This is a genomic window from Shigella sp. FC1661 (assembly GCF_001712525.1).
GTDB lineage: Bacteria > Pseudomonadota > Gammaproteobacteria > Enterobacterales > Enterobacteriaceae > Escherichia > Escherichia coli.
On sequence record NZ_MDGW01000055.1, the window covers coordinates 19,533 to 38,308 of the forward strand.

12 protein-coding genes and 4 pseudogenes are annotated in these 18,776 nt (G+C 52.2%); 5 read left to right on the plus strand and 11 right to left on the minus strand.

Features of this window, described 5'->3' with window-relative positions; genetic code table 11:
• Positions 1–73: 73 nt before the first annotated feature.
• On the minus strand, positions 74–1,447 hold the full coding sequence (gene mpl / locus BFF42_RS04325) for a UDP-N-acetylmuramate:L-alanyl-gamma-D-glutamyl-meso-diaminopimelate ligase (RefSeq protein WP_001219799.1): 1,374 nt from the start codon (positions 1,445–1,447) through the stop codon (positions 74–76).
• A 175-nt stretch (positions 1,448–1,622) separates the two neighbouring features.
• On the opposite strand from mpl, the gene fbp reads away from it, so the two are divergent.
• Positions 1,623–2,621 (plus strand): class 1 fructose-bisphosphatase, encoded by a 999-nt coding sequence (gene fbp / locus BFF42_RS04330; RefSeq protein ID WP_000853753.1) that lies wholly within the window; start codon positions 1,623–1,625, stop codon positions 2,619–2,621.
• A 31-nt stretch (positions 2,622–2,652) separates the two neighbouring features.
• Here the strand turns inward: fbp and yjfF are convergent, their stop codons facing one another.
• The 4 genes and pseudogenes from yjfF to ytfQ all read right to left on the minus strand — a co-directional run bounded on the left by yjfF (position 2,653) and on the right by ytfQ (position 7,266).
• Positions 2,653–3,645: a galactofuranose ABC transporter, permease protein YjfF gene (gene yjfF, locus BFF42_RS04335; protein ID WP_000595983.1), complete on the minus strand. Its 993-nt coding sequence runs from the start codon at positions 3,643–3,645 to the stop codon at positions 2,653–2,655.
• A complete protein-coding gene (ytfT, locus tag BFF42_RS04340) occupies positions 3,632–4,654 on the minus strand; it encodes a galactofuranose ABC transporter, ATP-binding protein YtfT (RefSeq protein ID WP_024258715.1) in 1,023 nt (340 codons plus the stop codon). The genes yjfF and ytfT overlap by 14 nt, the downstream gene beginning before the upstream one ends.
• A gap of 13 nt (positions 4,655–4,667) precedes the next feature.
• Positions 4,668–6,170: pseudogene (gene ytfR, locus BFF42_RS04345) on the minus strand (galactofuranose ABC transporter, ATP-binding protein YtfR).
• A 139-nt stretch (positions 6,171–6,309) separates the two neighbouring features.
• Positions 6,310–7,266 (minus strand): galactofuranose ABC transporter substrate-binding protein YtfQ, encoded by a 957-nt coding sequence (ytfQ, locus tag BFF42_RS04350; RefSeq protein WP_000265933.1) that lies wholly within the window; start codon positions 7,264–7,266, stop codon positions 6,310–6,312.
• A 309-nt stretch (positions 7,267–7,575) separates the two neighbouring features.
• Between ytfQ and ppa the strand changes: the two genes are divergently transcribed.
• Complete coding sequence (gene ppa / locus BFF42_RS04355) at positions 7,576–8,106, plus strand: inorganic diphosphatase (RefSeq protein ID WP_000055075.1); 531 nt, start codon at positions 7,576–7,578, stop codon at positions 8,104–8,106.
• Positions 8,107–8,485: 379 nt separating this feature from the next.
• Here the strand turns inward: ppa and BFF42_RS04360 are convergent, their stop codons facing one another.
• The 3 genes and pseudogenes from BFF42_RS04360 to tamA form a co-directional block, all read right to left on the minus strand.
• Positions 8,486–8,827, minus strand: a complete 342-nt coding sequence (locus BFF42_RS04360) for a gamma-glutamylcyclotransferase family protein (RefSeq protein WP_001219164.1) — start codon at positions 8,825–8,827, stop codon at positions 8,486–8,488.
• A gap of 2 nt (positions 8,828–8,829) precedes the next feature.
• Positions 8,830–12,609 carry an autotransporter assembly complex protein TamB gene (tamB, locus tag BFF42_RS04365; RefSeq protein WP_000060916.1) on the minus strand — a complete coding sequence of 1,260 codons (3,780 nt, stop codon included), beginning with the start codon at positions 12,607–12,609 and terminating at the stop codon, positions 8,830–8,832.
• Positions 12,606–14,338: pseudogene (gene tamA, locus BFF42_RS04370) on the minus strand (autotransporter assembly complex protein TamA). Before tamA ends, tamB begins: the two are co-directional and overlap by 4 nt.
• Before the next feature lie 205 nt (positions 14,339–14,543).
• Between tamA and msrA the strand changes: the two are divergent.
• Both msrA and paeA read left to right on the plus strand, forming a co-directional pair.
• Positions 14,544–15,182, plus strand: a complete 639-nt coding sequence (gene msrA, locus BFF42_RS04375; RefSeq protein ID WP_012421249.1) for a peptide-methionine (S)-S-oxide reductase MsrA — start codon at positions 14,544–14,546, stop codon at positions 15,180–15,182.
• 322 nt (positions 15,183–15,504) lie between these two features.
• Positions 15,505–16,848 carry a polyamine export protein PaeA gene (gene paeA, locus BFF42_RS04380; RefSeq protein WP_000935042.1) on the plus strand — a complete coding sequence of 448 codons (1,344 nt, stop codon included), beginning with the start codon at positions 15,505–15,507 and terminating at the stop codon, positions 16,846–16,848.
• Between the two features lie 60 nt (positions 16,849–16,908).
• Here paeA and BFF42_RS04385 read toward each other — a convergent pair whose 3' ends face one another.
• On the minus strand, positions 16,909–17,115 hold the full coding sequence (locus BFF42_RS04385) for a DUF1107 domain-containing protein (protein WP_000689228.1): 207 nt from the start codon (positions 17,113–17,115) through the stop codon (positions 16,909–16,911).
• 324 nt (positions 17,116–17,439) lie between these two features.
• Between BFF42_RS04385 and BFF42_RS04390 the strand changes: the two genes are divergently transcribed.
• Positions 17,440–17,994, plus strand: a complete 555-nt coding sequence (locus BFF42_RS04390; RefSeq protein ID WP_000175287.1) for a YtfJ family protein — start codon at positions 17,440–17,442, stop codon at positions 17,992–17,994.
• 89 nt (positions 17,995–18,083) lie between these two features.
• Here the strand turns inward: BFF42_RS04390 and BFF42_RS04395 are convergent.
• Positions 18,084–18,401 (minus strand): annotated as a pseudogene (locus tag BFF42_RS04395) (hypothetical protein); the annotation flags it as partial.
• A 2-nt stretch (positions 18,402–18,403) separates the two neighbouring features.
• Positions 18,404–18,776: pseudogene (locus BFF42_RS04400) on the minus strand (IS1-like element IS1X2 family transposase); the annotation flags it as partial.

Genomic DNA, 18,776 nt, shown 5'->3' on the forward strand with positions numbered 1-18,776 from the left:
TTGATGTGAGTATGGTTTGCCGGATGCGGCGTAAACGCCTTATCCGGCAATGCTATCTCAGGCTGAGGCCGAATTACTGCGCAGCTTCCGCCTTCTTCGCCAGACCATCCAGCAGTTTCTGATGGATCCCACCAAAACCGCCGTTGCTCATCACCAGAATATGGTCGCCAGGCTGAGCGGTTTTCACCACCATATCTGCCAGCGTATCCACATCGCCACTCCAGTGTGCAGGCTGAACGCAGGCTTCTGCCACTTCTGCCACCTGCCACGGAATATGCGCCGGTTGCAGCAGGAAGACTTCATCGGCACGACCTAATGAAGGTGCCAAATCGTCTTTGCAGATCCCCATTTTCATGGTATTCGAGCGCGGTTCCAGCACAGCAATAATGCGCGCTGTACCACCAACTTTGCCACGCAGCGCCGCCAGCGTTGCCAGAATCGCCGTCGGGTGATGGGCAAAATCGTCATATACCGTGACGCCATTCGCTTCACCACGCAACTCCAGACGGCGACGAGCATTAATAAACGAACCCAGCGCGTTAGCGGTATCTGCCGGCGCTACGCCAACATGGCGGGCCGCCGCAATCGCCATCAGGCCATTATGCATATTATGTTCGCCTACCAGCGACCATTTCACTTCGCCCACTTTTTCGCCATCCAGCAAGACTTCCCATTCGGAAGCATCGGTGGTCAGCTTTTTCGCCTGCCAGTGCCCCTGCTCACCCACCAGCTCCTGCTCGCTCCAGCAGCCCATCGCCATGGTCTGTTTCAGGTTGATGTCATTTTCCGGCCAGATAATACGGCCCTGCCCCGGAACGATACGCACCAGATGGTGGAACTGTTTCTGGATCGCTTTCAGGTCGTCAAAGATATCGGCGTGATCGAACTCAAGGTTGTTAAGGATCAGCGTACGCGGGCAGTAATGGACAAATTTAGAGCGTTTGTCGAAGAAGGCGCAGTCGTACTCATCCGCTTCGATAACAAAGAAGTCGCTTTCGCCCAGACGCGCCGAAACCTCAAAGTTCCCCGGCACACCGCCGATCACAAATCCCGGTTTGTAACCACACTGTTCCAGAATCCAGGTCGCCATTCCCGCGGTGGTGGTTTTGCCGTGTGTACCGGCAACGGCCAGCACCCAGCGGTCGCGCAGCACAAAATCGTGCAGCCACTGTGGACCTGACATATAAGGGATGTTTTTTTCCAGTACCGCTTCCACACACGGATTTCCACGGGTCATGGCGTTGCCAATAATCACCAGATCCGGCTGCGGATCGAGCTGGCTGGCATCGTAACCCTGAATCAGTTCAATGCCTTGCTTCTCAAGTAAGGTGCTCATCGGCGGATACACATTGGCGTCCGAACCCGTTACTTCATGGCCTAACTGGCGCGCCAGCATCGCCAGACCGCCCATAAACGTGCCACAAATTCCTAAAATATGAATGCGCATACGTCACTATCCTTTTTTAATCTGCCGCTCATTTTACGCATATGTCGGGCAAGTGAGAAACGCATTTCAGGATAATCCGTAATTTGCTGGCGCGATTCACCTGAGCGCAACATTGAGATTATTTGTTAAGATTGTTGCGGTCGCTTTACTCCATAAACATTGCAGGGAAAGTTTTATGAAAACGTTAGGTGAATTTATTGTCGAAAAGCAGCACGAGTTTTCTCATGCTACCGGTGAGCTCACTGCTTTGCTGTCGGCAATAAAACTGGGCGCCAAGATTATCCATCGCGATATCAACAAAGCAGGACTGGTTGATATCCTGGGTGCCAGCGGTGCTGAGAACGTGCAGGGCGAGGTTCAGCAAAAACTCGACTTGTTCGCTAATGAAAAACTGAAAGCCGCACTGAAAGCACGCGATATCGTTGCAGGCATTGCCTCTGAAGAAGAAGATGAGATTGTTGTCTTTGAAGGCTGTGAACATGCAAAATACGTGGTGCTGATGGACCCACTGGATGGCTCGTCCAACATCGATGTTAACGTCTCTGTCGGTACCATTTTCTCCATCTACCGCCGAGTTACGCCCGTCGGCACGCCGGTAACGGAAGAAGATTTCCTCCAGCCTGGTAACAAACAGGTTGCGGCAGGTTACGTGGTATACGGCTCCTCTACCATGCTGGTTTACACCACCGGATGCGGTGTTCACGCCTTTACTTACGATCCTTCGCTGGGCGTTTTCTGCCTGTGCCAGGAACGGATGCGCTTCCCGGAGAAAGGCAAAACCTACTCCATCAACGAAGGAAACTACATTAAGTTTCCGAACGGGGTGAAGAAGTACATTAAATTCTGCCAGGAAGAAGATAAATCCACCAACCGCCCGTATACCTCACGTTATATCGGTTCACTGGTTGCGGATTTCCACCGTAACCTGCTGAAAGGCGGTATTTATCTCTACCCAAGCACCGCCAGCCACCCGGACGGCAAACTGCGTTTGCTTTATGAGTGCAACCCGATGGCATTCCTGGCGGAACAAGCGGGCGGTAAAGCGAGCGATGGCAAAGAGCGTATTCTGGATATCATCCCGGAAACTCTGCACCAGCGCCGTTCGTTCTTTGTCGGCAACGACCATATGGTTGAAGATGTCGAACGCTTTATCCGTGAGTTCCCGGACGCGTAATCTCCTGCGCTCTCCACACGGAGAGGCATTTTTATCGCTGCGCAATGTTGACTCTTGTCACTGGCGAACTCTGACGATTCTCCCACAGCACCGTTAACCCACGCTGTAATGCTATAAAAATAAACAACAAAATACCGATGGCGATTTTCGTCCACCAGGAACTCAGCGTGCCGTCAAAGTTGATGTAAGTCTGGATCAGTCCCTGAATTGCCACGCCAAAAAGCGTCCCAAGCACCGTCCCGACGCCACCACTTAACAACGTACCGCCAATCACCACCGACGCGATGGCGTCCAGTTCCACACCTACGCCCGCCAGTGCATATCCGGCCTGGGTATAAATCGAGAAGACAATCCCCGCCAGTGTTGCCAGTCCGGTGGAGAGCATATAAATGCGAATAGTGGTGCTGCGAGTAGAAATCCCCATCAGGTTCGCCGACGTCGCGTTGCCGCCAATAGCGTACACCTGATTGCCAAAACGGGTACGATGCGCAAGGAAAATACCGATAACCACCACCAGCATCAACAGCCCCATCGCACTAAGGTGACCGCCGCCGGGGATTTTCCACGCAAGGCTTGAGAGCGTGTCATAAATGGGATGGTTTATCGGAATCGACTCTTCCGAAACGAGATAGCTGACGCCGCGCAAAAAGAACATCCCCGCAAGCGTAATGATAAATGCCGGGATCTTCAGGGCGTCGATCAGAAGCCCCATAAATGCGCCGAAGGCACAGCCCATCACCAGCACTAGCGGAAACGCCAGCAGCGGCGAGAGGCCGAAATCGCCAACCACTTTTGCCAGAAACACGCCAGTAAAGGCGATCACCGAACCGACGGAGAGATCGATACCGCCAGAGAGGATCACAAAGGTCATACCAACGGCAATAATCCCCAGAAAAGCGTTATCGGTCAGGATATTGCAGATCACTCTTGTGGAAGCAAAACCGGGAAACTGCGTCAGGCAGTAGAAATAGCCCAGCACAAAGACGCCGATGGTGATCATCAGTGGCAAATTACGTTTTATCACGGCTACGTACTCCTTTAATCAGACTGATAAAGCGTTGCGACTGGACAATCAGCACGCAAAGCACCACCACCGCTTTCACCACCTGGTTCATCTCCGGTGGAAAGCCCGAAAGCAAAATTCCGGTGTTCATCCCCTGAATAATCAGCGCCCCCACTACCGAGAGCAGCAGGTTAAAGCGCCCGCCCATCAGCGATCCGCCGCCAATCACCACCGCGAGAATGGCGTCCAGCTCCAGCCATAATCCGGCGTTGTTGGCATCGGCACCGCGAATATCCGCCGCCACGATAATGCCCGCAATCGCCGCACACAGCCCGCTCAACACATAAGTGAGCATGACGATGATCCGCGTGTTTACCCCGGCATTTTTTGCCGCCCGAATGTTGATACCAACGGCTTCGATAAACATCCCCAGTGCCGTTTTGCGGGTCAACAGCCAGAACAGGAGAAGCGTCAGTACCGCAATAATGACTGCCGTTGGCAGGAACAACAGCGATCCACTGCCAAACCATGAGAGATCCGGCGAGTTAAACGTGACGATCTGTCCGGAGGTGATCAGTTGCGCCACGCCGCGCCCGGCGACCATCAGGATCAGGGTGGCGACAAATGGCTGAATTTTGAGGATCGCTACCAGTATGCCGTTCCACAATCCCGCCAGGATGCCGGTGCCCAGGGCGCTTAACAAAACAATCGGCAGGCTGACTTCCGCGACCGTCATCGCAGCCGTTGTGGCTCCGGCGATAGCCATCACCGCCCCTACGGAGAGATCAATCCCACCGGTGGCGATCACCAGCGTCATACCAATCGCCAGTAACGCAACGGGGGCTGCACGGTTAAGAATGTCTATGGGGCTACCGAACAAACGCCCATCCTGAAGCACTACCTGCCAGAAATGCGGGGCTACCAGGCTGTCGACCAGCAGCACCAGCAATAGTGCTACCAGCTGCGGCATCCCCGTCGGCCAGCGAAAGCGCCTTTTTGGCGTAGTGGTGTCCGGAAGAGATTGAGGCATCACACTGTTCTCCTTACGCCGCAATGGCGTTCATGATAGCCGGAACGGAAAGCTCTGCCAGCCGGATCTCCGCCACCTGTTTGCGATCGAGCATGATGATCACCCGGTCGGCATAGCCCACCAGTTCTTCCAGTTCGGAGGAGATCACCAGCAGCGCCAGACCATCGGCGCATAGCGTTTCAATCAGGCGGATGATCTCGGCGTGGGCACCAACATCAATGCCACGGGTTGGCTCATCGAGGATCAGAAATTGCGGTCGGGTCAGTAGCCAACGTGAAAGCAACACTTTTTGCTGATTGCCGCCGGAGAGAAATTCAATCGGTTGTTCAGTTGAAGGTGTGCGAATGCCAAGCTGGCGGATAAAGCGTTCGGCAATCTCTTGCTGCTCTTTGCGGGAAATGGGTCGTAGCCAGCCGCGCTGGGCCTGGAGAGCGAGGATGATATTTTCCCGCACCGAGGCGGCAGCGATGATGCCATCGGTTTTCCTGTCTTCCGGGCAGAAGCCGATGCCCAGTACCGAAGCCTGATGTGGCGATCGCAGGTTTTGCGGTTTGCCTTTGATCAACGCCGTGCCGCTGTCAGCAGGTTTGATACCGAAGATCACTTCGGCGGTTTCGGTACGTCCGGATCCCAGCAAGCCTGCCAGGCCGACGATCTCGCCGGGGCGCACTTCGAGATCAAACGGTGCTATCGTTCCTTTTTTGCCGTAATTTTTGAACGCGGCAACGGGTTTGTCGCTCAACAATGTTCGCCCGGCACGCTGTAGCGCGTGGGTATCCAGCTCGCGCCCCAGCATCATTTTTACCAGTTCGATCTGCGGTAGCTCGCGCGTTTCCCGACAGCCTACGAAACTGCCGTTGCGTAAAACGGTGATCCGATCGCTGACCTGATAGATCTGATCGAGAAAGTGAGTGACAAAGATCAGGCTGACGCCGCGATCGCGCAACTGACGCATCAGGCCAAATAATAGCTCCACTTCCTAGGTGTCGAGGCTGGCGGTGGGTTCATCGAGGATCAGCACTTTGGCGGAGAGATCGATAGCCCGGCAAATGGCGACGATTTGCTGCATCGCGACTGAAAAGCGGTTGAGCGGTTCGCGCACGTCGAGGGAGAAACCGTAAGATGCCATCAGTTCGGTGGCGCGCTTTTCCATCTCTTTGCGGCGTAGAAGGCCGAAGCGTTTGGGTTCGCGGCCTATAAATAGATTATCAGCGACCGACATATTGGGTAGCAGGTTGACTTCCTGATAGACGGTGCCAATGCCGAGTTGTTGCGCGTGGGCGGTATTTTTCGGTGAGATAACCTGGCCTTCCAGCCAGATGGTGCCGCGATCGGCGTGGTATACACCAGTTAATGCTTTGATTAGCGTTGATTTTCCCGCCCCGTTTTCACCGAGCAGCGCCATGATTTCGCCACGGCGCAGGCTGAAATCAACGTTGTCTAACGCTTTGACGCCGGGGAAAAATTTACTTAATCCTTCGGTGCGGAGGATTTCCTGGTGTTGGTCTGTCGTCATGGTTTCCCCCGGTGTAAAGCGTGCTCCCAGTAGGCATGATAAGACGCGGTAAGCGTCGCATCAGGCTTCAGTGCACCATCGCCGGATGCGGCGCGAGCGCCTTATCCGGCCTACGAATCGGCATCAGGCATAGCAACCCTCAATACCCCATATTTTTCTTCTTCTCTAACTCTTCTTTTGCGGTATCAGGCAGGTAAAGGGTGGATTTGGTTAACGTCAGCTTTTCAGGCATGGTGCCGTCTTTTTTGTATTTCTCCAGCGCGTCAAAAGCGGGTCCCGCCATATTCGGCGTCAGTTCAACACTGGCGTTCGCTTCGCCATCAATCATCGCTTTGTAGATATCCGGTACGCCATCGATAGAACCTGTCAGAATATCTTTGCCCGGTTTCAGGCCCGCTTCTTTAATTGCCTGAATTGCACCAATCACCATGTCGTCGTTATGGGCGTAAACCATGCAGATGTTTTTGCCGTTGTTTTCCGCTTTGATAAAGCTCTCCATGACTTCTTTGCCTTTACTGCGGGTGAAGTCACCTGACTGCGAGCGGATAATTTTGATATTTGGCGCATTCTTAATGGCTTCGGCAAAGCCTTTCTTACGGTCAATGGCGACGCTGGCCCCAACGGTGCCCTGCAGCTCCACCACGTTGCATGGTTTGCCATTCACTTCTTTTACCAGCCAGTCACCGATCAACTTACCTTCGAGGATGTTGTCGGCAGTAACGGTGGTCATATAGAGAGATTTGTCTTTCACATCGATGGAACGGTCGAGCAAGAAGACCGGGATTTCGGCATCTTTCGCCTCTTTTAATACCGGTTCCCAACCCGTCGCAACCACTGGAGCGATAAAGATCGCATCCACCCCTTGTGCAACGAAGGAACGTACCGCTTTAATCTGGTTTTCCTGCTTTTGCTGACCATCGGCAATTTTCAACGTAATTCCGCGTTTTTCGGCCTCACTTTTCGCCACATTGGTTTCTGCGGCGCGCCAGCCGGATTCCGATCCGACCTGCGAAAATCCTACGGTTAATGGAGCGGCCAACGCCATAGACGACATGGCTGCCGAGACTGCAGAGACTACAAGTAAGCGTTTCCACATAGGGTTGTCCTCGTCGGGGTAATTATTATTGGTGAAAAGATGTTCGCGAAAAAACTATAGACAATTCGTTATGTAACGGATTGCGTTACATCACACTTCAAAAAAGTAAATAAAACGTTAATCACAAGTTTGTAATCGCTTTCATCTCACTATGAAAAATGCGGCTACGGTTATGGATTTTCCTGCTCTGTATACCGTCTTAAAACTGGCGAAAAAGGAAAATGAAGACGAAAACAAGCAAAGACATTCGGCGCGAGTTGGCTATAATACTCGGCACTTGTTTGCCACATATTTTTAAAGGAAACAGACATGAGCTTACTCAACGTCCCTGCGGGTAAAGATCTGCCGGAAGACATCTACGTTGTTATTGAGATCCCGGCTAACGCAGATCCGATCAAATACGAAATCGACAAAGAGAGCGGCGCACTGTTCGTTGACCGCTTCATGTCCACCGCGATGTTCTATCCGTGCAACTACGGTTACATCAACCACACCCTGTCTCTGGACGGTGACCCGGTTGACGTACTGGTCCCGACTCCGTACCCGCTGCAGCCTGGTTCTGTGATCCGTTGCCGTCCGGTTGGCGTTCTGAAAATGACCGACGAAGCCGGTGAAGATGCGAAACTGGTTGCGGTTCCGCACAGCAAGCTGAGCAAAGAATACGATCACATTAAAGACGTAAACGATCTGCCTGAACTGCTGAAAGCGCAAATCGCTCACTTCTTCGAGCACTACAAAGACCTCGAAAAAGGCAAGTGGGTGAAAGTTGAAGGTTGGGAAAACGCAGAAGCCGCTAAAGCTGAAATCGTTGCTTCCTTCGAGCGCGCAAAGAATAAATAAGTTCTTCTAGCGCAATAACCCTGAACGCCGGGCTTCGGTTAGTAAGGGTTTTTTTATGCCCGCGATAAATAAACTCTCTATTCCACCATCATTATTCTCAGCGGTTGCAAGGCTTGAACGGTAAGAACAAGCAAACCCGACCACCATTTTGCTGTTCATAGCCACTTGCTGGAAGTTAGCCGACCTCACTCATACTCACCGTTCAAAGCGTGCCCCCGTTTTACCCCTGCACATTTGTGAACGCCAGCAGAGTTTTTTATGCGATTGCAGATATGGAAAGCGGCTCGGAGAGAAAAGCAAAAGATGGAAAAGTTACAAAAAAAAATCGCGAGATACATCGCATAAAACAACGCCACCCGAAGGTGGCGTGCTTTTATTATTACTTATCCCTGTCTAACCAGTCGCCGCTTTCAATTAGCTTTAATCCCTCGACGGGTCGTTGATAAACGTACATCCATGCACTCCCGTACGGCGTCTGAATCAACTGGCGCGCGTATTCACCGCCCCTGGTGCGCAAGGCATCAAGTTCGGCCAGCGTGGCGTTGTCAATACGATAAACTTCACCGTGTACCGTTCCGTTCCCCGGAACTGCGCCTGGATAGTGGCCCAGGCTATACAACTGGTAGTTATCGATACTGAAATCGCCCAGTAACTGGGCATTGGTCATCCAGTGACTGTTGCCTTGTTTGTGGCGTAAACTGCCGTAGACAAATATTCGCATTGCTAAAACTCGAACTGATAGAGCAAATCCAGTGCCTGGTCTACACCAGACACGGCTTCCAGATATAGCTTAGGCATCAGGCGATAACGTAACGTGAGTGTTGCTATAGAGTCAAATATACCCACGCCGTATTTCACTTGCAGACCTGGCAATACATAGCCGCTGACCACTACCTGGGAGGAGTCGCCTACTCCCTGGGTGTCGAGCGCTAAATTGCTTACGCCAAACGTCTCGCCGATTTTACCCACAATCTGGCCACTTTGCGCAACCCCCAGACCAATCAGCATCGAGGTCATTGCCGCACTGTCGCTCTGATCGCTCTCCAGCCCTTGTCCACGTAGCAAATAAGACAATGCAGCTTGTTGCGACATCGCCGGGTCAGAGAAGATCTCCGCTTTCGGTTCGTCCGCCAGACCAGTGACGCGAACTCCGGCGATTACGTCGTCTTCTGTAGCATCCGGGTTACGAATAGCTTCAATATTAAGATACGGTTGATCTGGCGGACCAGAGAACAGTAGCTCACCCTTACGCACAATCAGATCCTGACCATAGGCATGGAAGCGCCCTTCAGGGATGTTGATCTGCCCGTTCAGGCCCAGCCCTTGTTTGTCCTGAACGACGTTAAGATCGCCCGTCAGCCGCGCTTTCAGGCCAAAGGCGTCAATGCGCACATTGTTGCCAACGTGGACAATCAGGTTACTGTTAATCGGAATCGACGCCGTTTTCGGCTCTTCCGGTTGCAGGTTATCGTTAAGCATCACCACATCGCTGGAGACGCCTACTGCGCTTTCCGGCAGATCGTGCACCACGATGCGCGCCCACGGGACATCCACGCGACCATCGAGGGTAAACAGGTTTGGTGTAGCCTCGAATACAACATCTGGCGATACATCCATTCGTACCATCGGCGGCACGGTGATCCGCACTTTACTGCCTTTCGCCGTTACTCGTGCCCGCCAGTTTTCAATTTGGCTCCAGTCGGCATCACCGTTCAGGTAGATTTCACCCTGCTGGGTCCGTACTGTACCGGCAAGCGTCGAGCGCATACCGTTAAAGTTGACCGCAAGCTGGCTCGGCTGCATATCAAACGGCATAAAGTTGCCGTCGATATCCACACCCGTAACCTGAAGCTGACCAAACAACTGCGGGCTTTGCACATCACCATCCAGACGCAAGTTGGCACTCACCATCCCCGCTGCTTTTTCCCCACGAGTAAAGATGGGGTTTATCATCGCAAGGTTGAAGTTACGGATATTGACGTTGCCACCAAGATTACGGCGGCCTTGCGGATCGGTCACCAGCACCTGTCCATCAAACTGGCCGTTATTGGTCAGGCGGATGGTCCAGCCCAATTCGGCACGGTTGTTACGCAATTCCGCCGTCAGATTCAGTGTCTGAAACGCCACCGGCAGCGCCGCATCGTTGACGGTTTGCGTTACCTGCACGTTACGCCCCGAAAGGGTGATACTGCCCTGCGGCAGCCCCTCTTTCGTGGTGTCCCAGGCAACATCCGCTTTACCCGTGAAGATACCGCTGGCCTGAGTGGTTTCTGGCATAAACGGTTTCAGCATGGCGAAGTCGAAGCGGTTGAGATTCACCACCGCACGCCCTTCGGCCCCCGCATCGATAGTTTGCGGCACGCACAGTTCCGCATTCGGGTTAAGCCAGCAGTGTGGCCCGATGCTGATTTTTTGCTCCTTATTGCGGTAATCCAGCGCAATATCGCGGGTCAGCGACCACGGGCCGACCAGCGTCTGGAAGCGGGTATTGCTAAGAGTTCCCTTCCAGCGTTCTTCTTTGCGATCAAAACTTCCTGCCAGATTAAGCTGCCCGGAGACAGGCTCGCCCTGAATCCGCAACTGTAGCTCGTGCTGCTTTTCGCTGCCTTTGGCATTCAGGGTGACGAGGTTGATATTTACATCCGGCTGCGAAATTTGCTCAACGCGTACGTCGAGTTTCCCGGCGATCTGATCGGTGGATTTAATGTCGCCTTCCACGCGAACCTGCGTCACGGAAAGTTCCTGCCAGCGCAGGCCGCGCGCGGTGATATCTGCCAGTAGTTGTGGCGCTTCCACCGTGCCGCGTACTTTCACCAGCCCTTTCGCTGTACCGCCAAGCCCCGGCAGCGCGTTATCCAGCCCCGGCGCGTTGATGGTGGCATCAAGATTGAGATCTTTTACCCCCAGCTCGCCTTTCACTTCGGCACTGTTTGGCCCCAGTTCCAGATGAAGCCCAGGGATCATCCACTGCATATAACTGTTGCCTTTCAGCGTGCCGTCAACGTTCACTTTGTTCTGTTTGACGTTACCGGTCAGCTTCAGTTCTGGCACCTCCATCTGCCAGGTGCCGCCGTACAGGCTACCGCGGGTTTTAATCAAGCCATTGAGTTTCGACGGCCACTCCGGGAACTCTTTGGCGGTGTTAATGCCATTAAGCGTTAGCTCACCGCGCCAACTAATGGCCTGCTGCCAGTCGAGCAACGCCTTGAGTTCAGTTTTCCCTTCCAGCGCCGCGACGGTGAGTTTGTCGAGATTGACCTGCTGTTCATTACCTTTGGCATCAAGGGTAATGGTGGCTGGCGGGATCTCCTGTCCCTTCACTGCCGTACGCATAGAGAGCGTGTAATCGGTCATTTTGCCGGTAAGTTTCAGTTTCAGATCATCCGCCTGATACTGCTTCTCACCAGTGAACGGCCAGTAAAGCTGTTTGCTGTTCACTTCCACGTTGAGCGGCAATCCGGCTTCCGCCAGTCGCGTCTGGGCGCGTAAATCCATATCCACCGGACCGGAAAGATTAACGCCAATCTCCAGCTGTTCGCGCAGCGCGCCGCCCACTTTTAGCTTCACTTTTTCACCTTTCAACGGCTCCACGTTCAGTGTGCTGTTGAGGGTGATATCCACCGGCCAGTTGTCTGACAGCTGCGCCGTGCCGCTGGCGTTGACGATCCCCTGGTTGGAATCGATATCCAGGGCGTCCAGTTTAGTATTGCCGTCAATGCTGCTCACTTTCAGCAGCATGGTGCGCACGGTGATGTCCGTGTCGCCCGTCACGCGTAACTGCTCGCCTTTAAACTCTTCAATGTTCAGGTTAAGCGGCAAATGCAAGTCGGTCATTTCCGGCAATACCGAGCGAGAAAAGAGATCTTTCAGCGTTTCGCCGAGCGGCTTTTCATCCGGCTGCGGATTTTCAATTTTCGGTTCGACCACTTCTTCCTGCGCCACTTCCGCCACTTTCGGCAGAGCAATCAGCAGGCCTTTCAGCGACGTCGGTTTCAGGGTCAGGGTTTTCTCCTGCCAGTTCAGGCCGGAGGTGAAGTCCATCACCGACACCGTGGTGTCATCAATCTTGATGTTGACGTTGTCCAGCGCCACCCGTGTCAGGGTGATGGGATACGGCGTGGAGAGATCCAGCGGACCGCTATCTTCCTCTTCTTCAACCTGTTCAGAAGGAGGCATTTTTTTACTGTCGATGTTGACCTGAATGTCTTTCAGCGCCAGGTCATTAATACAAACGCTACTGTTCCACAGGCACTCAAGACCGACCGCCAGATGCAGATTACCCGCTTTTACCGCCACGCCTGGCTGCTCATAACGAACGTCAGACAAGGTGAGATCGCGCCAGCCGCCGGTGACCTTGCCAATATCCAGTCCTGGCACCCAGCGATCCGCCGCTTTAAATACAAGATGCAGGCCGCTGGTGGTGCCCACCAGAAACGCCACCGATCCCAGCAACAGTAAGATAACGATAACCACGCCGAGGCTGATTTTTTTCCATAAACTCATAATTCTGGCCCCAGACCGATGTAAAACTGTAACCCGTGTTCGTCTTTATCCGCGACCGGTACGGCAAATCGAGTTTGATTGGCCCGACCGGCGATTCCCAGCGCACGCCGACCCCGGTACCGGTTTTAAAGTCGCTGCGGCGAATATCGCTTACCGCTTCGCCACTATCGACAAACACCGCGCCCCACCATTTTCCGGTCACGTTGTACTGGTATTCCAGCGATCCGGTTATCAACTTCGAGGCCCCTTTCAGGTCACCGTTGGCGTATTTCGGGGCGATAGATTTGTATTTGTAGCCGCGAATACTGCGATCGCCCCCGGCGAAAAAACGCAGATCCGGCGGTACTTTGTCGAAATCACCGGTTTCAATCCAGCCCAGCGTGCCGCGTGTAACGAAACGATGGCGATCGTACAGTGTGCGGATCCAGACGTTCTGCGCCTGGAAAACGGAGAAATCGACATCTGAGCCCCAGGCCGTGTTGGAGTAGTCGATAGAGTAGCGTTGCGAGTCGCCCCAGGTTGGCATCAGGCCACCACGAGAACGCGTGCGGCTAATCATCACCCCAGGATAAAACAGCATCGTGGTGTTGGTAATTTCACCCTGAGTAAAGTGGTCGAGACTCCAGCGCAGGTTAATGGCACGCTGCCAGCCGCTGGAGAGATCCCAGTAGCGAGAAGCCACCAGCGTAGTGGAGTCAGATTCGGTATCGTTCAGGTCAGTGCGCTTAAAACCGCCCTGCACCAAATAATATTGTTCCAGTGGATTCTTCAGCAGCGGCATTTTATAGCTGAAGTCGAGGGTCTGTTCCGGCGCGGAAATACTGGTACTGGTGGTCAAACTGTGACCGTATGAGTTCATCCACGGCTTTTTCCACGTCGCTTTCACGCGCGGTCCCACGTCCGTAGAGTAACCGACCCCGGTTTCGATGGTGTTTTCTGTTCGCGGCGAAACCACGCCCGTCAATGGTAATACTTTCGTTTCGCGCGCTTTATCAAATTGTGGAGCCACCACCACCGAGTTAAACCAGCCGGTAGCAGAAAGTCGGCGGTTCAGTTCCGCCAGATCTTTCGATTCATACTCATCGCCCTCTTTAAACGGCACCAGATTTTGCAGGTATTCATCGCGGATTTGTGATCCTTCAAAGGTCACATGCCCAAAGCGGTAACGTTCGCCACTGTTATAATCAATATCCCAGAAGGCTTTATGCAGGCCGAGCGCAATGCCCAGCTGCGCTTTGGTAAATTCGCTATCGAAATAACCTTTACGCAACGCAATACTGGTTAAGGACTTTTTGAAATTTTCATAATCGCCCTGGTTCAGTACAGTACCAATAGCCGGGCGAGTATCGAGCAATTTCAAATAGTCTTTATCGGTCCGCGCGCCGCCGCGCAATACCACATCGGTGCCGCCAATTAACACCGGCACACCTGGCGTGACTTTGGCGATCAATACCTGCCGCCCTTTCTTTGGCGGTGGACGGAGATCAAATTCAATGGTCGGCTGGTAATAACCCAGCGCTTTCAGACCTTCACGGATGGCATCATCGACGCGTGCGCGAAAGCGGCGGTCTGGCGTCACTTCATCACTTTCAATCGTAGAAAGCTGCGCACGAACGTTCTTTTCCAGCTGTCCCGATAACCCCTCGACCTGTAGACGGACGTTCGCGGCGACGGCAGATCCGCTTAAGCAGAGTAAGCTTACACAGCATAACTGTCGGATATAGCGCACATTTTCTCCTGAATATCCTTTTTTCCTGCCCCTGGAACGCCGTTAAACGGCTTAACAAAAATCCAGTAATATGGATTAAAAAGCAGACTAAACCCCAAATATTTCTTATGTTTTACTTTAGACCTATTCACGGTGGTTATTGTGTGCAAATACGCCTCTTGTTACAACCTTAACCCCAATGACCGATTTTCGGGAGAGCGACACCATGAGTTTATTTGATAAAAAGCATCTGGTTTCCCCCGCCGATGCCCTGCCTGGACGTAACACCCCGATGCCCGTAGCCACGCTGCATGCGGTCAACGGTCACTCAATGACCAATGTACCTGACGGAATGGAGATTGCCATTTTTGCGATGGGTTGTTTCTGGGGTGTGGAGAGTCTGTTCTGGCAGTTACCCGGCGTTTACAGCACCGCCGCAGGCTATACCGGCGGCTATACGCCAAATCCGACTTATCGGGAAGTGTGCTCCGGTGATACGGGTCATGCCGAAGCGGTACGCATTGTTTACGATCCTTCCGTCATCAGCTATGAGCAGTTGCTACAGGTATTTTGGGAGAATCACGATCCCGCCCAGGGAATGCGTCAGGGCAATGACCACGGCACGCAGTATCGTTCAGCGATTTATCCGCTGACCCCAGAACAGGATGCCGCAGCTCGCGCCAGTCTGGAACGTTTTCAGGCGGCGATGCTTGCCGCCGATGACGATCGTCACATCACCACGGAAATCGCTAACGCCACACCGTTTTATTATGCCGAAGATGACCACCAGCAATATCTGCATAAAAACCCATATGGTTACTGTGGAATTGGCGGAATTGGCGTCTGTCTGCCGCCGGAAGCATAGCGTTACGGGTACAAATGTAGTTTGTTGATAAAGTGCTCTTTGTCTATGCCTGATGCGGCTTAAACGACTTACCAGGCCTACAAAATCGTCCAAATTCAATATATTGCAAGGACTGCGTAGGCCTGATCGGCATAGCGCATCAGGCAGTATTGCATTTATCAGCAGTCTGAATTTTAACCCTCTGGCGACTTTACAGTACCTTACGCTATACTAGCCACTGAAAATGCCGGTTCACTTTCTTCGAATCGGCTTTCAATGTGTATTTCACACAAATTAATCAACTTTCCCTTCCGAGGATCTGGCCTGAAAGGTCGGATAAGATATGTTAAACAGTATTTTAGTCATACTCTGCTTGATCGCTGTAAGTGCGTTCTTCTCGATGTCCGAGATCTCGCTTGCCGCCTCACGCAAAATCAAACTTAAACTGCTGGCTGATGAAGGCAATATAAATGCCCAACGCGTTCTGAATATGCAGGAAAATCCCGGCATGTTCTTTACCGTGGTCCAAATCGGTCTGAACGCAGTGGCGATTCTCGGCGGTATCGTCGGTGATGCGGCATTTTCTCCAGCTTTTCACAGCCTGTTCTCCCGCTATATGTCGGCAGAGCTCTCTGAGCAACTGAGCTTTATTCTCTCTTTCTCGTTAGTGACTGGCATGTTTATCCTGTTTGCGGATTTAACCCCGAAACGCATCGGTATGATTGCGCCAGAAGCGGTGGCTTTGCGTATCATCAACCCGATGCGCTTCTGCCTGTACGTTTGCACCCCGCTGGTGTGGTTCTTCAACGGCCTGGCGAACATGATCTTCCGTATTTTCAAACTGCCAATGGTACGTAAAGATGACATCACTTCTGATGACATCTACGCGGTAGTGGAAGCCGGTGCGCTGGCGGGCGTGTTACGTAAACAGGAACACGAGCTGATTGAAAACGTCTTTGAGCTGGAATCCCGTACCGTTCCGTCTTCAATGACACCGCGTGAAAACGTGATTTGGTTTGATCTCCACGAAGATGAGCAAAGCCTGAAGAATAAGGTGGCGGAACATCCGCACTCTAAGTTCCTCGTCTGTAATGAAGATATTGACCACATCATCGGTTATGTCGATTCTAAAGACCTGCTGAACCGCGTGCTGGCTAACCAAAGCCTGGCACTGAACAGCGGCGTACAAATTCGCAACACGCTGATTGTGCCGGATACGTTAACCCTTTCAGAGGCGTTGGAAAGTTTTAAAACCGCAGGTGAAGACTTCGCGGTGATCATGAACGAGTACGCGCTGGTGGTGGGGATCATCACCCTCAACGACGTGATGACCACGCTGATGGGCGATCTGGTCGGTCAGGGGCTGGAAGAGCAGATTGTCGCCCGTGATGAGAACTCATGGCTGATTGACGGCGGCACCCCAATTGACGACGTCATGCGCGTGCTGGATATTGACGAGTTCCCGCAGTCGGGCAACTACGAAACCATCGGCGGCTTTATGATGTTTATGCTGCGTAAGATCCCGAAACGCACCGATTCGGTGAAATTCGCCGGCTACAAATTTGAAGTGGTGGATATCGATAACTACCGCATCGACCAGCTGCTGGTGACCCGGATCGACAGCAAGGCCACCGCCCTTTCGCCAAAACTGCCTGACGCTAAAGATAAAGAAGAAAGCGTCGCGTAACCCCCAGAAACATCAACGGCTCCTGAATCAGGAGCGTCTTATTACTGCATAGCACTTTGGTTAAGCCATCTCTGTTTGCAGACGCATAACCTGACGGTTAACTTCGGACATCACTGACAAATGCAGCTTATCCTTCACTTTTGGGATAAGAATCTTACCCTTATCAAATTCAAAAGCGCCAACGTCCTTGATGTATAACCGTCCACGGAACAGGATCTTTACGTACTTCGCCACCTGAAGTGGGTTGTACCGTTGGAAAATTTTCATTGTTATCTCCTGCTGAGTATTACGCCTGTGCGGTGCCACAATCGGCCCAACTATTATGAGACGCAAATTTTAATGCTTAGTGACTATAGACTATCCGGGCAATGTTTCCACCGCGTATAACTTTTTTTACCTAAAGGTTACAATTATTCAGAATTATCTTTTTACCGAAGCGCGGTCTTCAGTATAAGCATTCATTTTTCATATGATTTGTGCGCTTGACCGCAAACTGGCATCACACTTGCGGGAAATTCGATAAATAGCACATATGATTAAAACTCAGATCCAAGTGGTCGGATCACCTGCATATCATAAGAAGGAAACACCATGACCCTACGCAAGATTCTGGCACTCACCTGCCTGCTGTTGCCGATGATGGCTTCCGCACATCAGTTCGAAACCGGTCAGCGAGTGCCGCCGATTGGCATTACCGATCGGGGCGAGTTGGTGCTTGATAAAGATCAGTTTAGCTACAAAACCTGGAACAGCGCGCAGTTAGTGGGAAAAGTGCGAGTACTGCAACATATTGCTGGTCGCACCTCTGCAAAAGAGAAAAACGCGACGCTGATTGAAGCGATTAAATCAGCAAAGTTACCGCACGATCGTTACCAGACCACCACCATTGTTAACACCGACGACGCAATTCCGGGTTCCGGCATGTTTGTGCGCAGCAGTCTGGAGAGTAATAAAAAGCTTTATCCCTGGTCGCAGTTTATTGTCGATAGCAATGGCGTCGCGCGCGGTGCCTGGCAGCTGGATGAAGAAAGTTCCGCTGTAGTGGTGCTGGATAAGGATGGTCGCGTGCAATGGGCCAAAGACGGGGCGCTCACACAGGAAGAGGTGCAGCAAGTGATGGACCTGCTGCAAAAGTTGCTCAAATAATGGCAATAACATAAATTCTGCAAAAATAATTTTCCCCTATCGTTATCTATGGGATAGGGGAATTAGGTCTCTGAGCTCTTACACCGAACTCATACTGGTAACGCTAGTTGCTCTTTTTTAAACGCCTCAATGGTTGATTTATATTTCTCGCAAATCTCCTCTTCGGTAATATCACTATCTACGGCCAGATTCGCACTTACTATCGCATCCACTTGTTCGGCTAATTCGACTTGTTGGCAACCTGCATTAACCAGAAAATTATAAATAAGAGAGTAATCTTCATCCTCCAAAACAACAGAGGAACCATTACGAAAACGTTCATCCCCTCCATAGATTTTAAGCGCAAAGCCCAAAGATTCTATGACTATGGCAAAATTATCATCAATTATTTTTTGGTAATGACTCCAACTTACTGATAGTGTTTTATGTTCAGATAATGCCCGATGACCTTGTCATGCAGCTCCACCGATTTTGAGAACGACAGTGACTTCCGTCCCAGCCTTGCCAGATGTTGTCTCAGATTCAGATTATGTCGCTCAATGCGCTGAGTGTAACGCTTGCTGATAACGTGCAGCTTTCCCTTCAGGCGTGATTCATACAGCGGCCAGCCATCCGTCATCCATACCACGACCTCAAAGGCCGACAGCAGGCTCAGAAGACGCTCCAGTGTGGCCAGAGTGCGTTCACCGAAGACGTGCGCCACAACCCTCCTCCGTATCCTGTCATACGCGTAAAACAGCCAGCGCTGACGTGATTTAGCACCGACGTAGCCCCACTGTTCG